Annotated in this window: 18 protein-coding genes; all 18 read right to left on the minus strand. The window is 60.1% G+C overall.

Features of this window, described 5'->3' with window-relative positions; translation table 11 throughout:
• Positions 1-8: 8 nt before the first annotated feature.
• A complete protein-coding gene (dapD, locus tag CO583_RS02980; protein WP_081563016.1) occupies positions 9-839 on the minus strand; it encodes a 2,3,4,5-tetrahydropyridine-2,6-dicarboxylate N-succinyltransferase in 831 nt (276 codons plus the stop codon).
• Positions 840-893: 54 nt separating this feature from the next.
• A complete protein-coding gene (gene argB, locus CO583_RS02985; protein WP_043561420.1) occupies positions 894-1,790 on the minus strand; it encodes an acetylglutamate kinase in 897 nt (298 codons plus the stop codon).
• 72 nt (positions 1,791-1,862) lie between these two features.
• Positions 1,863-2,528 carry a ribosome biogenesis GTP-binding protein YihA/YsxC gene (yihA, locus tag CO583_RS02990; RefSeq protein WP_408580063.1) on the minus strand — a complete coding sequence of 222 codons (666 nt, stop codon included), beginning with the start codon at positions 2,526-2,528 and terminating at the stop codon, positions 1,863-1,865.
• Positions 2,528-4,312: a membrane protein insertase YidC gene (gene yidC / locus CO583_RS02995; RefSeq protein WP_249103128.1), complete on the minus strand. Its 1,785-nt coding sequence runs from the start codon at positions 4,310-4,312 to the stop codon at positions 2,528-2,530. Before yidC ends, yihA begins: the two co-directional genes overlap by 1 nt.
• A 124-nt stretch (positions 4,313-4,436) precedes the next feature.
• Positions 4,437-4,667 carry a membrane protein insertion efficiency factor YidD gene (yidD, locus tag CO583_RS03000; RefSeq protein WP_248460467.1) on the minus strand — a complete coding sequence of 77 codons (231 nt, stop codon included), beginning with the start codon at positions 4,665-4,667 and terminating at the stop codon, positions 4,437-4,439.
• Positions 4,664-5,014, minus strand: coding sequence for a ribonuclease P protein component (rnpA, locus tag CO583_RS03005; RefSeq protein WP_043560650.1), 351 nt, complete (start codon positions 5,012-5,014; stop codon positions 4,664-4,666). The genes yidD and rnpA overlap by 4 nt, the downstream gene beginning before the upstream one ends.
• A 2-nt stretch (positions 5,015-5,016) precedes the next feature.
• Complete coding sequence (gene rpmH / locus CO583_RS03010) at positions 5,017-5,151, minus strand: 50S ribosomal protein L34 (protein WP_081563011.1); 135 nt, start codon at positions 5,149-5,151, stop codon at positions 5,017-5,019.
• Between the two features lie 174 nt (positions 5,152-5,325).
• A complete protein-coding gene (gene gloA, locus CO583_RS03015) occupies positions 5,326-5,721 on the minus strand; it encodes a lactoylglutathione lyase (protein ID WP_043560652.1) in 396 nt (131 codons plus the stop codon).
• A 6-nt stretch (positions 5,722-5,727) separates the two neighbouring features.
• On the minus strand, positions 5,728-6,579 hold the full coding sequence (locus CO583_RS03020) for a UDP-2,3-diacylglucosamine diphosphatase LpxI domain-containing protein (RefSeq protein WP_248630405.1): 852 nt from the start codon (positions 6,577-6,579) through the stop codon (positions 5,728-5,730).
• Positions 6,576-7,430: an acyl-ACP--UDP-N-acetylglucosamine O-acyltransferase gene (gene lpxA / locus CO583_RS03025; RefSeq protein WP_086431108.1), complete on the minus strand. Its 855-nt coding sequence runs from the start codon at positions 7,428-7,430 to the stop codon at positions 6,576-6,578. The genes CO583_RS03020 and lpxA overlap by 4 nt, the downstream gene beginning before the upstream one ends.
• 5 nt (positions 7,431-7,435) lie before the next feature.
• Positions 7,436-7,855 (minus strand): 3-hydroxyacyl-ACP dehydratase FabZ, encoded by a 420-nt coding sequence (fabZ, locus tag CO583_RS03030; protein ID WP_154981692.1) that lies wholly within the window; start codon positions 7,853-7,855, stop codon positions 7,436-7,438.
• A gap of 174 nt (positions 7,856-8,029) precedes the next feature.
• Positions 8,030-9,061, minus strand: coding sequence for a UDP-3-O-(3-hydroxymyristoyl)glucosamine N-acyltransferase (gene lpxD / locus CO583_RS03035; protein WP_043560663.1), 1,032 nt, complete (start codon positions 9,059-9,061; stop codon positions 8,030-8,032).
• Between the two features lie 11 nt (positions 9,062-9,072).
• Complete coding sequence (locus CO583_RS03040) at positions 9,073-10,017, minus strand: OmpH family outer membrane protein (RefSeq protein ID WP_408863024.1); 945 nt, start codon at positions 10,015-10,017, stop codon at positions 9,073-9,075.
• Between the two features lie 84 nt (positions 10,018-10,101).
• Complete coding sequence (gene bamA / locus CO583_RS03045) at positions 10,102-12,597, minus strand: outer membrane protein assembly factor BamA (protein WP_043560665.1); 2,496 nt, start codon at positions 12,595-12,597, stop codon at positions 10,102-10,104.
• A 224-nt stretch (positions 12,598-12,821) separates the two neighbouring features.
• Positions 12,822-13,907 carry an RIP metalloprotease RseP gene (gene rseP, locus CO583_RS03050; RefSeq protein WP_103765399.1) on the minus strand — a complete coding sequence of 362 codons (1,086 nt, stop codon included), beginning with the start codon at positions 13,905-13,907 and terminating at the stop codon, positions 12,822-12,824.
• Positions 13,900-15,084 carry a 1-deoxy-D-xylulose-5-phosphate reductoisomerase gene (gene dxr, locus CO583_RS03055; RefSeq protein WP_249103131.1) on the minus strand — a complete coding sequence of 395 codons (1,185 nt, stop codon included), beginning with the start codon at positions 15,082-15,084 and terminating at the stop codon, positions 13,900-13,902. The genes rseP and dxr overlap by 8 nt, the downstream gene beginning before the upstream one ends.
• A gap of 95 nt (positions 15,085-15,179) precedes the next feature.
• Positions 15,180-15,950: a phosphatidate cytidylyltransferase gene (locus tag CO583_RS03060; protein WP_043560672.1), complete on the minus strand. Its 771-nt coding sequence runs from the start codon at positions 15,948-15,950 to the stop codon at positions 15,180-15,182.
• A complete protein-coding gene (gene uppS / locus CO583_RS03065; RefSeq protein ID WP_227449647.1) occupies positions 15,947-16,684 on the minus strand; it encodes a polyprenyl diphosphate synthase in 738 nt (245 codons plus the stop codon). Before uppS ends, CO583_RS03060 begins: the two co-directional genes overlap by 4 nt.
• Positions 16,685-16,689: the final 5 nt, after the last annotated feature.

The following is a 16,689-nucleotide window of genomic DNA, read 5'->3' on the forward strand; positions in this document are numbered from 1 at the left end:
GAGGTCACTCAGTCACGCAGCAGCTCATTGATGGATGTCTTGGAGCGAGTACGCTCGTCAACACGCTTGACGATCACGGCGCAGGCCAGGGACGGCCCGCCCGGAGTCTTCGGCGGCAGGGTTCCCGGCACGACCACGGAATAGGCCGGAACACGCCCCATATGGATCTCACCCGTCGTACGGTCCACGATCTTGGTGGAGGCCCCAAGGAACACGCCCATGGAGAGGACTGAGCCACGCTCCACGACCACGCCCTCGGCCACCTCGGAACGGGCACCGATGAAGCAGTCATCCCCGATGATGACCGGTGCGGCCTGGAGCGGCTCCAGAACACCACCGATCCCGGCACCACCGCTGATATGGCAGTTCTTGCCGATCTGTGCACAGGAGCCGACCGTGGCCCATGTATCGATCATCGTACCGCTCTCGACACGGGCACCCAGATTGACGAAGCTCGGCATCAGCACGACACCCGGAGCGATGTAGGCGGAACGGCGGACGACAGCCCCCGGAACGGCCCGGAACCCGGCCTTCTCGAACTCTGCCTTGCCCCAGCCGGCGAATTTCAGCGGCACCTTGTCAAAACCCGGAGCCCCACCGCAGCCATTGGCCATCGGCTCGGATTCATACAGACGGAAGGACATGAGGACGGCCTTCTTCAGCCATTCATGCACGACACGTCCATCTTCCTGCTGCTCGGCAACGCGGAAGGTCCCGTCATCCAGCCCGGCAAGAGCGGCTTCCACGACATCACGGGCCTGACCCTGCGTCTGCGGGGACAGGCTGGCACGGTCTTCCCAAAGGGTTTCAATCTGCTTGCGAAGCTCTGCGTGATCCATAAAACGCTCCTTATTCTACAACCATAATCCAGGCAGGCTGCCCTGCCCCATCTCTCAGTCCGCCTTGATGAGCGTACCCTGCCCTGCCCTGGTGAAGAGTTCCAGCAGGCAGGTATGTGGCACCCGGCCATCCAGAATGACGGCCGCCTTGGCCCCGGCCTGCACGGCCTTGAGGCAGGTCTCCACCTTGGGAATCATGCCGCCCGTGATGTGCCCCTCCCGGATGAGACGGCGGGCTTCCTCGGCTGTCAGCTCCTCGATGCGCTGGCCATTCTCATCCAGCACGCCGGGAACATCCGTCAGCATCAGCAGGCGGGAGGCCCGCACGGCACCGGCAACCGCACCAGCAGCCGTATCCGCATTGATGTTGTAAATCTCACCTTCATCCCCAGCCCCGAGCGGCGCCACGACCGGGATCAGGCCAGCCCCCAGCAGGGCATACAGCACCCGGGGGTCCACATGCTCCGGCTTGCCGACAAAGCCCAGATCGACCGCTTCCCGCCCGTTTCCTTCCGTCCGGTGATAATGGACAAGACGGCTGGCCTGGATCAGACGCCCATCACGCCCCGAAATGCCCACGGCCAGCGCTCCAGCGTGGCTGATGAGATCGGCCACCTGCTTGTTCACCGTGCCGGAGAGAACCATCTCGATCACGTCGATCATCTCACGGTCCGTGACACGAAGGCCATCAATGAAGCGGGACTCAACACCAAGCCGCTTCATCATGCTGTTGATCTGCGGACCACCGCCATGCACCACGATCGGGTTGATGCCTACCAGCTTGAGCAGGGCAATGTCCCGGCCAAAGGTGGCGGCAAGGCTGTTCTCGACCATGGCGTGACCACCATACTTCACCACGATGGTGTCGCCAGCATAACGGCGCAGATAAGGCAGCGCACCGGCAAGGACGGCAGCCTGCTGCTGGTCGCTCAGCAGGCCACCATGGGCCATCAGGGCATCCGGGAAAGCGGTAGAAGAGGTATCAGAAGAAGACATGGGCATTTCACTATACAGAAAAACTTTTCAGGGCCGTGTACCGGCGGGCTCGGCAAAGCGGGCCATTATGCCACGCAGCTCGGCAATCCCCAATGATGTCGTGCTGCTTGTTGCCACAATATGCGGGAAAGCCGCCGCATGGGTCTTTGCCAAAGCCTCCACCTCTTTCTGCCGTGTGGCCAGAGCGGAAGCCGACAGAGCATCACATTTCGTCAGTACAATCTGGAACACCACAGCGGCCCTGTCCAACAGGTCGCAGACCTCCCTGTCGGAATCCTTGAGGCCCACACGCCCGTCAATCAGCAGGATCACGCGGGCCAGATTCGGCCTGCCCCGCAGATAGGCGAACATCGTCCTCTGCCAATCTTCCTTCACCGCTTTGGAGGCCTTGGCAAAGCCGTAACCGGGCATGTCCACGAGGGAGAGCCTCCCCCCCAGATTGAAGAAATTGAGCTGCTTGGTCCGCCCCGGCTCGGACGAAGCCCGGGCCAGAGCCTTCCGGCCTGTCAGCGCATTGATGAGGCTGGACTTGCCCACATTGGAGCGGCCAGCAAACGCCACCTCCGCCCGGTCGGGCGGGGGCAGCTGCTCGATTGTCTGCGCCCCGAAGAAGAAATCACAGGGACCTGAAAAAAGTCTGCGTCCTTCCTCCAGCTCATCCTCGCTGGGCAGGACTGTCTGCATCTGCTCCATCACGAGCCTTTCTTCTTCTCACCGCCCTTGCGCGGTGCCTTGCCTTTGCGACCGATCAACGGCACGGGCAGGCTGGTCCGACGCTCGATGTAATGCTGCTGAAGGAAAGTCAGCACGTTGTTCCATGTGTAGTAGACCAGCAGGCCCGCCGGGAAGCTGGACATCACGAAGACATACACGATGGGCATGAACTGCATGATGCGGGCCTGGGCCGGGTCCATGCTGACCATGCTGTGCTTCTGGAGCAGCCAGAAGGTGATGCCCAGTGCCGCCCCCCAGATGCTGAGATGCAGGAAGGAGAAGATGTGCGTGGGATCAAACGGCAGCAGTCCGAACAGATTGAACAGATTGGTCGGGTCCGGTACGGAAAGGTCCTTGATCCAGCCAAAGAAGGGCGCATGGCGCTCATCGATGCTGAGATTGAGCATCTTGTACAGGCAAAAGAAGATCGGTGCCTGGATCAGCATGGGCAGACATCCACCTGCCGGGTTGATCTTCTCTTCCTTATACATGGCCATGACCTTCTGGTTCATGGTTGCCGGATCATTCTTGTATTTTTCACGGATCTCCGTGACCTTCGGCGCAATCATGCGCATGCGGGCCGAAGACTGCGCCGCCTTGGAGGCCAGCGGGAACAGGACAATCTTGACGATCAGCGTCATGGCCATCAGCCCAAGACCGAAATTGCCGATATGCGCATAGAGCCAGTGCAGCAGAAACAGGATCGGCTTCGTCAGGAAGCTGAACCAGCCGAAGTCGATGCTGTCATCAAAACGGGGCAGCCCCAGCTTGCGACCATAATAGCGCAGCAGGCCCGGCTCCTTGGCCCCGGCAAACAGGTAACTGCCCTGCCCGAGGCGGGCCCCGTCCTGAATGACCTGCGGCTCCTGCGAAGTGAAGGTCACACGATAGGACCCGTGCTCTTCCGGCAGGTAACTGTACCGGATGCGCACGTTGGCAGACGCATCTGCCCCAACGGCTGTCAGCCAGTACTTATCCGTGATGCCACCCCAGCCGCCTTTTCCGGCGTCTGTCCATGACACATGGTCCGGGCCGTTGCCATCAGTCCGCAGGGACTTGTACCCCTTGTCCGCCAGACGGCCATTCATGACGGCGATTGGCCCCTCATAAGCCGTGAAGGAACCGGTATCCTCCGGCAGATAGTCACGCTGGACACGCTGGAACGGATAGACCGACACGGGTTGGCCGGAATGGTTCTCCACCTCCTGCCGCACCGTCACCATGTAGTGGTGGTCCTGCTCCAGACGAATGAGAAAGCGGACCCCTGCCCCATTGTCCCAATGCAGGCTGACCGGGGATTCCGGCGTCAGGCTGGTCTGCTCCCCATCAACCTGCCAGAGGGAATGGTCATTGGGTAGACGGGTGGTGAACCCGGCAGCATTTTCCCAGCCAATGACCAGATAGGTCGGCTGGGCACTGCCTGCCCTGTCCAGCAGACGGACCAGAGGGCTGTCCTTGGCAATCGTCTCACGATAGCGGGTCAGCTCCAGATCATCCAGCCGTGCACCACGAAGGTTGAAGGAACCCTGCACATCCGATGACGTAACCTTCAGCCGATGTTCCTGGTGATCATCCGCCTCATCCACAGGGCCAGCAGGCGCCGGAGATGCCAGAGCGGGTTGCTGCACGGCAGACGCTGGTGCCGGAGCAGACCCCTGATCCTCCACCGGTTTGTGTCTGTCCGGCGGAAGGAAGATGTTGAAACCGATCAGGATCATGGCCGACAGGATGACGGCCAGAATAATACGTTTGCTACTTTCCATCGGGCTGGAGCCGCTCTTTCTTCATGCTGGAAGGGTAGATTGCCTCTTCACTGGCGTAAAATCGTCCTCAAAACAATAGCCACGCCATTTTTTTTACATTTTCTGCCAGAGCATCAGAGGCGGATCAGGGGGGATAGTCCACGCCACCCGGATGAAAAGGATGGCATCTGCAAATGCGGCAAAGTGTCAGCCACCCACCCCGCACAGGACCATGACGGCGGATGGCTTCCTCGCCATAAACGCTGCAACTGGGATAAAAACGGCACTGCCGTCCCATGAATGGACTGAGGAACAGGCGATAGAGCCTTATCAGCCCCAACAGAAGAAGCGAAAACAGCCCGCTGGCCGCCCTCACTCTGCCTCTTCCCGGCCAAGGGCCTGCAGAACCCGACGCACGTCATGCTTCAGAAGGGGGAAAGGCCGCTTTCTGGTTGCGGCGCGTCCGATCAGGACGAGATCACCAGAGGAAGAACAACCTTCCTCTTTCACCACCAGGCGGAGAGCCTCCCGCAGGCGGCGACGGGTACGGTTGCGCACGACAGAATTACCGACCTTCTTGGTCACGGTAAAACCGGCCCGTACCGTCACGTCCCCCGGCTCCGGCAGAACCTGGCCAATCAGCCCGGGAGACACGACCTTATGGCCCTTGCGGGCCACACGCAGAAACTGCGACCGCTTCTTCAGGCGGTCAGGCTGTTTCATGCTCAGGCAGAAAGTTTCTTGCGGCCCTTGGCGCGACGGCTTGCCAGAACACGACGACCACCAACAGTAGCGGAACGCGTGCGGAAACCGTGGCGACGCTTACGAACCAGACGGGAAGGCTGATATGTGCGCTTCATCTTTTCAATCCTCTAATCTCAACAACACACCTGTGAAGGCGTGTATCAGAACAGGACGCACCCAGTAACGCCCCTCCACTCAGGGAGTGGCTTTTAAGGGGATGGCCCTGCCCTGTCAATCCTGCAATTCCATCCAGAGCGGACAGATCCCGAAGCTGTACCCGGCTTTTGAGCTCAGGCGTCCTTCTTTTCAATCAGCTCGATCTTGTAGCCATCAGGGTCCTGCACGAAGGCAATGACAATACCCGTATTGCCCATCGGTCCGGCCTCACGGGTGACACGCCCACCGCCCTGGCGGACCACGTCCACGGCTGCTGCGACATCACGCACGCCAACAGCAAAATGCCCGAAGCCTGTCCCGTGTGTGTAATCCTCGGTCTGATCCCAGTTATAGGTCAGTTCGATCTCGGCCTCACCACGGGCATTACCCTCATAACCAATATAAACCAACGTGAAACGCCCCTCCGGCACCTCCAGCCGACGGAGTTCACGCATGCCCAGAAGGTGATAAAAAGCCAGACTGCGATCAAGGTCCCGCACACGGACCATCGTATGAAGATAGATGCTCATATATCTTTATGTCCTTTTGTCAGAAAGGAAGTCTGGTCCCAGCCCGTAGAGAAACAGTCCCAGACGATCCGCCTCCTTTATACAGCGATCTGGCTCCATGACCAAGGTAAGCCGCGCGGGAAAGGCGATCCCCCGCAACCCGGCTGCTGCCGCATTCCTGATAGTGACCGGCCCAATGGCAGGCATGTCCGCCCGCAGCTCCTGTCCTGCCTTTGGCATTTTCACGAGCACCCCACCAGCCACCCCATCCTGCCGCAGACCTCCACAGCGATGCAGCATGGCATCCGTTCCTTCAAGGGCCTCAACAGCCAGTGTCAGGCCATTCTGCACCACACATCCCTGCCCTATGTCCAGAGGCCCCATGACAGACAATATGCGCACGGCCTGATGAATGTCGGCCATGGCCTGACGGTCAGGGAGAACCCTGCCCCACGCTCCCCAGCGGTTGCTCTCCGTATCCAGGAATTCATGCGCTCCCCGCACCCGGAAGCCTTCTTCTTCCAGCAGCCGGATGATGGATGCCAGCAGGCCGTCATCACCGGCAAACAGGGCACGCCCAAGCCGGGCCAGCAGGCGCACCCCCTCCGCATCTGGCCGCAGAGACCGCCATGAGGGCCGGCGGACAGGTCCTATCAGGACAAGTTCGGAACATCCCTGCCGACGCAGAGACCGAAGGATCGCACCGGCCGCTGCCAGACGGATCATTTCATGAGAATAAGGGGCCAGCAGGGCTTCATCAGCAAAACCCTGGAAGCCTATGAGAAAAGGCTCCCGCCCTCTTTTCCTGAGAGCCTCTGCCACCTGGGCTGGAAGCGGCCCGCCACCGGCCAGGATCCCAACCCGTGCAGGCCTGCTCACCTGTCAACATCCCTGTCACTGCCAGCCTGCCCCGGCCGCGTCAGCCCACGGCGGCTGGGAGCCTCCATGAAGCGTAGCATTTCCCGTACACGCTCAATGTGACCATAACGCTGACGCACCTGGTCCATGCGTTCTCCCAAAAGCGGCCCACCACGGCCAGACCGTGGATAAAGCTCCCGGAACGCCAGACGCATCTGCTGGATCTCACTGGCCTCCACGCCAGACCGCTTGAGACCGATCCAGTTCAACCCAACCAGCCTGGCCCGGTTACCCAGGACGCTGCCGTACGGGATGACATCCATCTCCACACCGCACAGCCCTCCGACAACAGCCCCATGCCCGATGCGGACAAACTGATGCAGGGCCGCAGAGCCCATGATCCTGGCATTGTCCCCGATCAGGACATGCCCCCCCATGACTACGTTGTTGACGATGATGACACCATCACCCAACACACAATCATGAGCGATATGGGCATTGGCCATGAGCAGGCAGCCCCGGCCAATCCGGGTTTCTCCCGTGCCTTGTGCCGTGCCCCGATGGATGGTCACATTCTCCCGTACAACCGTCCCTGCACCAATATGGCACCTGGTCGGCTCTCCAGCATATTTCAGGTCCTGCGGGGGATAGCCTACGGTCGAAAAGGGGTAAACCTCCACCCCATCCTCCAGCACCGTATGCCCGTCCACCATGACAGAAGCGTGCAGCCGGACATGATCTCCCAGCCGCACATCCGCACCGACCATGCACCAGGGACCAATCCTCACTCCCTGACCGAGGGACGCCCGTGGATCCACAAGAGCCGTGGGATGAATCTCGGTTTTTCCAGGGCGCTGTCCCGGTTCTGGCATCAGGATCAGTCCACGATCATGGCGCTGAAAGATGCTTCCGCCACCGTGGTTCCATCAACCTTGGCAACCCCACGGAACCGCCAGACCGTTCCACGGGCGCGTTCCTTGTTGACATGAATGCGCAGCTGATCCCCCGGCCCGACCGGGCGACGGAATTTTGCATTCTCCACCGTCATGAAATAGACCAGCTTGCCCTCGAAGGCCTTGCCCAGTGTCAGCACGACAAGCGTGGCCGCCGTCTGGGCCATGGCCTCAACGATGAGCACACCCGGCATGACAGGGCGTGCTGGGAAATGCCCCTGGAAGAATGGCTCATTGACTGTCACGTTCTTGATGCCAACGGCTGATTCCGCCGCCTTGATCTCTTCCATCCGGTCCAGCAGGAGGAAAGGATAGCGATGAGGAATCGCCTTCATAATCTGCATCACATCTACGCTCTCAGGCACCTGATGTGTCTGCCCAGCAGCATCACCCACTTATCTCATCTCCCGGTTTTTTTTCGACAAAATGCAACCGTCCGCCCCTGTCCCCGCGGGGAGAGGCAGTCAATGTCTACACCTTATTACCAAAAAAAATCCCGAAACACCAACTGGATCATCTTACTTGCGCGAAAGCTTACGCAACGTCGCCACATTTCGGAAGAATTCCCTGAACGGCATGGCCGGGCTGCCGATGACATCAGCCCCGGCTTCCACATCATTCATCACGCCACACTGCGCTCCGATACGGGCCTTGCTGCCAATGTGAATATGACCGATGAGCCCAGCCTGGGCTGCAATCGTCACGAAATCCTCAATCTCGGTGGAACCTGAAACACCAGCCTGCGATACCACGATGCAGCACCGCCCCAGACGGGCATTGTGACCAATCTGCACCAGATTATCGATCCGGGTCCCGGCCCCGATGACCGTATCCCGCATGGAGCCTCGGTCAATCGTTGAATTGGCACCGATCTCCACACCATCCTCAAGGATGACACGCCCCAGCTGGGGAACGGTCTCAAATCCGTCAGGCCCCACCGCAAAGCCGAAACCATCCTGCCCGATCCGGGCCCCGGGATACAGGATGACCCGCTCCCCCAGCAGAGCATGAGTGAGAGTTACATGCGCCCCGATCCGACAGCCATCTCCCAGCACGACATGGTCCCCCAACATGGCATGAGGCCCAATGACACAGCCATCACCAATCTGCACGCCATCGCCGATGACCGCAAAAGGACCTATCTCCACCCGGTCACCAATGACGACATTCTCACCAATGACAGCCGTCGGATGCTGGCTGGCCCGTGCAGGCGGAAGAGGATGGAACAGACGGGCAACCCGGGACCATGCCAGATAGGGCTCCCGACTGACCAGAGCGGCACAGCCTTCTGGCACCTTGTCCGCAAAAGCAGGGGCCAGCACGACGGCGCCAGCCTTCGTCTCCTTGAGAAGGGGCAGATAGCGGCGGTTGTCCAGAAAGGAGATGTGCTGCGGGCCAGCAGCATGAAGCGGGGCCACGCCCTCAAAAGACGCCCCCATCTCAGCGCAACCTGCGGCCTCCGCTCCCGTTACTTCCAGAAGGTGCTTCAACGCAAAAGGGCCACACCGCCTGAAAAAACGGGAATCACCCGGGAGCTGGTCCGCCACCATCGCCCTTCCCCTTACTTCTGGCGACGCAGGATGGACCCCTTGGCCTGTGCCGGAGCCTCGGCAGGCTGCTGCGGAGCCGCCTGATTCATCAGGCGTTCTTCATCAGCCGTTGTCGGCATCTTCCCGGATTTTGCCAGAACCTCCGGGTCCACCCCGTCATCCGGAATGAAGACATGCGGCAGAACCTTGTTCAGACGGTCTGCTACCTCCTCGGTTATGTCCTGACCATCCACATGCAGGACAGCCTGCTCGGCATGCAGAACAAGATTCATGCCATGGGCCGCAGCCACCTTGGCAATGATTCCATCACGCTGCTCCAGCACACGCTCGATCTGATGGAATGCCACCTGATAGGCTTCCTGAATGATCCGGGCCTTGTTGCTGAAATCCCTCTGATCCTTCGCACGCCGCTCCTGCAGATGACGGACACGGAGCTGGAGCTGGTCGGATGTCAGAGTGCGAGCCTGAACCTGAAGCTTCTGCTGCTCTTCCCTCCAGGCGCCCTCTTCCTTCTGCACCGCACGGGCCAGACGGTCACGACGCTCACCAAGCACCTGCTGCATTTCCTGCGCAGCCGTGGAAAGCTGCATCACACCCTGAACGCTGATGAGGCCAAGCACAACCGGCGGCGGGGCATCTTCCTTCGGAACAGCCGGAGAAGACGGTACAGGCGGCAGAGGCAGCACGGGCGCTGCCTGCTGCTGGCCTTCCCCATCCGGAGCGCCAGCATCACCACCATCATCCAAGCCTGCCATGTCCGGCACAGCAGCCGGAGCAGGAGCAGCAGCCGGAGCCGCATGATGATGGGAGGCGGCTGGAGCCGATGGCTGGGCCGTTTTCGGAACAAACCAGGCACCGTTTCCATCATTGCCATCAGCAGCCACGGAAGAACCAACCGCCATGAAAGCCAGAGCACTCACGGTCATCAGGGTCAAAGGCAGTGAAAAACGTGACATGAAAAACCTCTTTATGAAAATGGGCATCCCCCAGGTCACCCTGCCAGCCCGGAATGAAGCCGGCATCGTGGCCTGCACCTTTCCTCAGAACTGCTGCCCGAAGCCAAAGCGAACCGGATAAAGCCTGTCCCCATGCTCACGATGGATCGGGACCGCACCGTCAATATTGACCAGGCCGAAGGGGCTCTTCCAGGAAATACCAAGACCACCAGAGACACGGGGCGTCATGGTGCTGCCGCCAATCGGCGTATAGTACGGGTCGTTCCAGTTACGGTAATGGTTGCGGTCCTTCACACGCTTGCCGGAAAGACTACCGGCATCGATGAAGCCACGCCCGGAGATGCCAAGGCTGTCACCCATCGGCAGCGGGAAATTCAGCTGGACAGATGCCGTGTACATGAAAGTACCACCGATCAGGTCCTCCTGTCCGGCACCCGGGCAGTAGCCATTGCGGGCCTGCCCCAGCGGCGTATTGGCGGCACCGCTGTGGCAGGGCGCCTTGTAATGACTGCTGCGGGGCCCGACACCACCCTGGAGGAACCCGCGCAGGTTCTGACCACCGAGGTAGAAGTTGTCGACGATGTTGCGGTCGCCGCTGGAGCTCCAGTCATGCATGTAGCCAACACCGCCCTTGAACTGGAAGCCCCAGCTGTGGCTGCCTGTCAGGTCATCCAGCGGCAGATAATAGCTGCCATTGGCTTTGACACGGTAATATTTCTCGTTGCCACCCAGACCGGCAAAATCACCTCCGGCACTGAGAACGTAGCCAGACCGTGGATTCATGCGGTTGTCACGACGGTCATAAGTGATGTTCGTGCCAATCTGGGAAAGGAGCGACCAGCCTGCGGCATCACGCACATAAACGGACGGCGTGTCATCTTCCCACCCCGGATACTGCGACCCCGGCACCCCGTTACCCACGTGACGGTCCACGACCGTATAGGTCCAGGACTGGGAAAGATACCGGTTATAGGCATAACCAAGCCGGACAGACGCACCATACTGGCCTTCATTATAGCTCTGATACGTCTGGTAATTGTTCTGGATCGTATAAATGTCGAACCCGGCCACGAAATTGCGCCCGAGGAAGTATGGGTCCGTCACGGACAGGTCGGCCTGTTTCTCATAATAGGCAACCGTACCGGAGAACCCGGCATCAATCCCGGTCCCCAGCAGGTTATGCTGCTTCAACCCGAGATTCCCCATGATACCGGCATCGGTCGAGTACCCACCGCCGAGGGAGAACTCGCCGGTTGGCTTCTCCACCACATTGGCACTGACATTGACCTTGTCCGGCGCAGACCCCTGGGACTGGTCCACATTGGTGCTACTGAAATACCCCATATCCTGAAGGGCCAGCTTGGAATATTTGCGGTTGAACGGCGTATAGGCATCGCCCTCGACCATCGGCAGGTTGCGGCGGATCACATGGTCACGTGTGATCGTATTGCCGTTGATGTCGATCCGCTCCACATAAACATGCGGCCCCTCGACAATATCAAACAGCAGGTCAACGACCTTCTTTTCAGGATTGCGGGCAATCTCAGGCCGGACCATGGCAAACGGGTGCCCGTTGGCCTGGAGCCACTCCTGCATGTCCGTCGCATTGTCCTGCACGGCCGTACCGTCATAATACTGGTTCTTGTAAACCTCGATGTGCCTCTTCATCGTGTCAGCCGTGACATGATGCACATTGGAACGCACACCAATCTTGCCCAGACGGTACCGTGGCCCTTCATGCAGGGTGTAGGTGACGTAGAAGCTCTTGTGGTCCGGAGAGAGCTCACCCGTGGCATCCACCATGTGGAAATCCACAAAGCCGCTATGCAGATAGAAACGTCTCAGCAGTTCCGCATCGTAGCGGATACGCTCCGGGTTATACTCATCCGAGGAAGAAAAAAAACGGTACCAGGCATGTTCCTTGGAAGACACGACATGAGACAGGGCAGCTTCGCTGAAACTGTCATTGCCAACAAAAGCAATCTTCCGGACCAGTGTCTGCTGGGATTCATTGATGTTGAAGATCACATCAACACGATTGTGGGACAGACGGATGACCTGCGGCACCACCGTGGCCCCATAGCGGGCACGGGCCGCATACATGTTCAGGATTTTCTGCCTGTCCACAGCCACGGTCTGGGCCGAAAAGACGGCACGGGTCCGCAGGCTGATCTCCTTCATCAGGTCCTTGTCCTTGAGGGCATGGTTCCCCTCGAAGACAATCCGGTTCACCACGGGATTTTCCGTCAGTTCCACCAGCAGGGTGCTGCCTTCACGCCTCAGCGTCACATCCCTGAAGAGACCTGTAGCGTAAAGTGTCTTCAGCGAACGGTTCAGCGCATCACGGTCAAAACTGTCGCCCGGCTGCACGACCATGTAGGAAAGGACGGTACTGGTCTCGATCCGGGTATTGCCGTGGACTTCGATGGCCTGGATCAGACCACCGGCCGGCGCATAGCCATCCCCCGCAGACCGGCGGGCATGATGGATGCTGCGCCCCTTCTGGGGGGCTGCCTCTGCCGCACAGAGCAAAGCCGGTGCCGTACAGACAGAAGCCAGCAGAGCCAGTCGAACGGCCATCGGCCGGAACCTTTTCGTACGCAATCCTGACAAAACCGGTATTCCTCGTCCCAAATTTCTACGAACGGCCATCCCGCCACACAACCCTGATGCAGGAGGTCCAGACAGTCCCATACGCACAACCGCACCAGACAGACTCCCACGACATCACAATGAAGGGAGCTGCCTGTTTCAGTTATATACTCTACCCTAGAAGGTCTTTTCCATCATTGGAGGGGGAAAGATCAACCCCCATGTGCAAACAACCAGTGAAAAACTCCCAACCCTCTGAGATCATTCACCGTTGAGAAAATGAAAAGCCCCACGACCAGCAGCAGCCCGAACTGGAGGGCATAGCTCTGTGTCCGCTCGGAGAGAGGCCGCCCCAGAACTGCCTCAAAAGCATAGAAAAGCAGATGGCCGCCATCCAGCATCGGCACGGGGAACAGGTTCAGCAGGCCAAGATTGAGGGACAGGAGAGCCACGAACCCCAGCGCACTGGCCACGCCATAATCCACGGCCTGCCCGGACATGTGAATGATGCCGATGGTCCCGGAGAGCTGCCTGGCGCTCCGCTGCCCGCTGATGATCTGCCAGATTCCCTCCAGCATGTTGCCGCACATGTCCCACGTCTGCCCGATGGCCGCCGGAACAGCCTTGTAGACAGGCAGGGGCGCACTGTGGCTGACGGCAAAGCCGACCCCCAGCCGACCGACGTCATGCCCCCCCTGCTGGATACGGTCCAGCGTGACCGGAAGCTCCAGGCTCTGCCCCTTCCGCAGCAGACCAACCTTCATGACCTCACCCGGATGGGCCGCCACCTGCGCCTGGATGTCGCCAATGCTCAGGATGTGATGCCCGTCCAGACGCTGTATCTCGTCACCCACCTGAAGCCCGGCCTTCATGGCTGCACCATTCGGGGCCAGCGTGCCGATGTCGGGCCGGGCCTCCGGCCTGCCAAAGCAGGACAGCAGCACCACGAACAGAAGGATCGTCAGCAGGAAGTTGAAGACAGGCCCCGCCACCGTCACGATTGCCCGCGAGAGGACAGACTTGCGGTTGAAGGCATTCTCGTCACCTTCTTCCCGGGGCGCATCGGGACGGTTCTCAAACCCGTGGAGTTTGACATACCCTCCCAGCGGCAGCAGGCTGATCTGCCAGCGTGTTCCAACCCGGTCCTTCCATGATGTCAGTGCAGGACCGAACCCGATGGAAAAGACGGTCACCTGCACACCACGCCAGCGTGCGGCCAGATAATGGCCCAGCTCGTGAATGAAGACGACGATCCCGAAAACGGCCAGACCGGCAAGGATGCTCTGAAGACTATGCATGGTCGGCCATCCGCTTCATCTGTGTCCGGGCCAGCTCACGCCCCATTTCGTCCCAGTGATAGACATCCTCCAGAGATGTCGGCACCGGGTTTTCCGGCATGGCCTGAAGGCTGGCATCAATCAGCTCACCAATGCCAAGGAAACGGATCTTCCCGGCGAGGAAAGCCTCCACGGCAATCTCGTTGGCAGCGGAGAACACGGTCGGGGCCACGCCACCAGCCCGCAGGACCTGACGTGCCAGACGCAGCGGGATGAAGCGGTCCTCATCCACTGCCTCGAAATTCATCTGCCCGAGCTTCACGAAATCCAGACGCTCGCATCCCGTCTGCATCCGGGTCGGGGCGGCCAGCGTGTGTGCGATGGGAATCCGCATGTCCGCCGTCCCCATCTGGGCCACGAAGCTGCCATCACGGAAACAGACCATGCCATGCACGACTGACTGCGGGTGAACCAGCACGTCTATCTGATGTTCAGGCAGATCGAACAGGCGGGCGGCCTCGATGACCTCCAGCCCCTTGTTGGCCATGGAGGCGGAGTCAATCGTGATCTTGGCCCCCATGGACCATGTGGGATGCTTCAGGGCCTGTTCGGGCGTGGCTTTCGCCATCTCCTCCTTCGTGGAGCAGCGGAACGGTCCGCCAGAGGCCGTGAGGACGATCTTCTCCACGAGGGACATGTCCGCTCCGCCCAGGGACTGCACGATCGCATTATGTTCGGAATCAACGGGCAGCAGCTCGGCTCCGGCAGCACGCACAGCTTCCAGCATGACGTTGCCAGCACAGACGAGAGCTTCCTTGTTGGCCAGAGCCACCTTGTGCCCGTTGCGGACGGCTTCCAGCGTGGGGGCCAAGCCGGCAGCCCCAGTGATGGCGGCCATCGTCCAGTCCGCTTCCAGCGCACCGGCCTCGATGACAGCCTGCCGTCCGGCAGCTACCTTCACGCCGGTGCCAGCGAGACGCTCTTTCAGCTCCTCGTAATGCTGCTCATCATTCAGGACGGCCAGCTCGGCGTTCAGCTCACGGGCCTGTTCGGCCAGAAGGGCGGCGTTCTTTCCCCCCACGAGAGCCCGCACCTGGATGGAGTCTGCCTGCTGCTTCAGAAGATCGACTGTCGAGACACCAATGCTGCCTGTACTGCCAAGCACGCTAATGCGCCGACGCCCGGAACCTCCCCCCATGGAATACCTCTCCCTTGATGATTTCAACATGATACGTGATGGCGGGTCTGCCTCATGACAGACCTATAGCAGAGACTGCCGCTCCAGAATAAGACTTAACGGAAAAGCTGCCAGAATGGCCCCTCTCCGGCCATGAGGGCCAGGATGGCTGCAACAGGGGCCGCCAGCAGGAGGGCATCCAGCCGGTCCAGCAGTCCCCCATGACCGGGGATGAGCCGCCCTGAATCCTTGACGCCCAGACGCCGCTTGAAGGCACTCTCCAGCAGGTCGCCTGCCTGGGCCGCCACGGCAATCACTCCACCCGTCAGGCAGGCAGAGAACGACCAGCCATGACCCGACCAGTGCCCGACCAGCCCGCCGAGGATCACGGCTCCCACGATGCCCCCCAGCGAGCCGGAAATGGTCTTGCCGGGAGAAATGGCCGGGGCCAGTTTCGGCCCGCCAATCAGACGCCCGGTGGCGTAGGCGCAGCTGTCACTGGCTATGACGGCGAAAATGACGAAAAAGGTCTCCAAAAAACCGTCAGGCCGCCCCCGCAGCCAGAGCAGGGAAAAACCACCCAGCATGGCCACCAGAACCGGACCGCAGGCCCGCCTGCCAAACAGGACGCTGGACACCAGAAGGTAAAAGGCCGCAAACCACTGCCCTTTGATGGCGATCAGTCCACCACAGAGAGGCCAGAGCAGAAGCAGAGCACCCCGCAGACTTTTCATCGGCTGGCCAAGCAGGGTTTCCCCTTCCCAGACAATCCCGACCATGACGAGCAGCACCAGTACCCGATAGGCCCATCCACCAAACCAGAGACAGAGGAGCACCACCGGAACAATCACAAGGCTGGAGAGGATGCGTTTCTGCAACTCTGTCATTCTGGCCGCCCACCGAAACGCCTCTGACGGCGCATGTACCGCATCATGGCCTCGGCAAAATCCTTCTCACCGAAATCCGGCCAGAGCACGTCAAGAAACACAAGTTCTGCATAGGCGGATTGCCAGAGCAGGAAATTGGAAAGTCGGCTCTCCCCACTCGTCCGCATGACAAGGTCGGGGTCGGGCATGTCATGCGTCTGGAGGGCACTGGCGAACAGGGCTTCGTCAATCTCATGCGGCTCCAGCGTGCCCGCCCGGACCCGTTCGGCCAAATGGCGGGCACTTCCGGCAATCTCCGCACGACTGCCATAGGAAAGAGCCAGAGCCAGAGTCAGCCGGGTATTGTGGCGTGTCTTTTCCTCTGCCCGACGCAGCTCCCGGCAGAAAGACACCCCGAAACGTTCAGGATCACCAATGATGCGCAGCCGGACACCCTGCTCATCCAGCTCCCGGAAACGATGCCGCAGATAAAACTGCATCAACCCTGTCAGGTCGCTGATCTCCTCACCGGACCGGCGCCAGTTCTCTGATGAGAATGCATAGAGTGTCAGATAATCCACCCCATGCTCCATGGCGGCACGGACGCAACGCTGCACGGCCTCGCCTCCCTCACGATGGCCCTGTGCGATCGGTACGCCACGTGCTCTGGCCCAGCGTCCGTTACCATCCATGATGACGGCAACATGACGTGGGAGTGTGCCAGCCGGGCGGGAAGAAGGGTGAAGTTCCGACAATGTTC

Source organism: Parasaccharibacter sp. TMW2.1882 (genome assembly GCF_023337635.1).
Classification (GTDB): domain Bacteria; phylum Pseudomonadota; class Alphaproteobacteria; order Acetobacterales; family Acetobacteraceae; genus Bombella; species Bombella apis.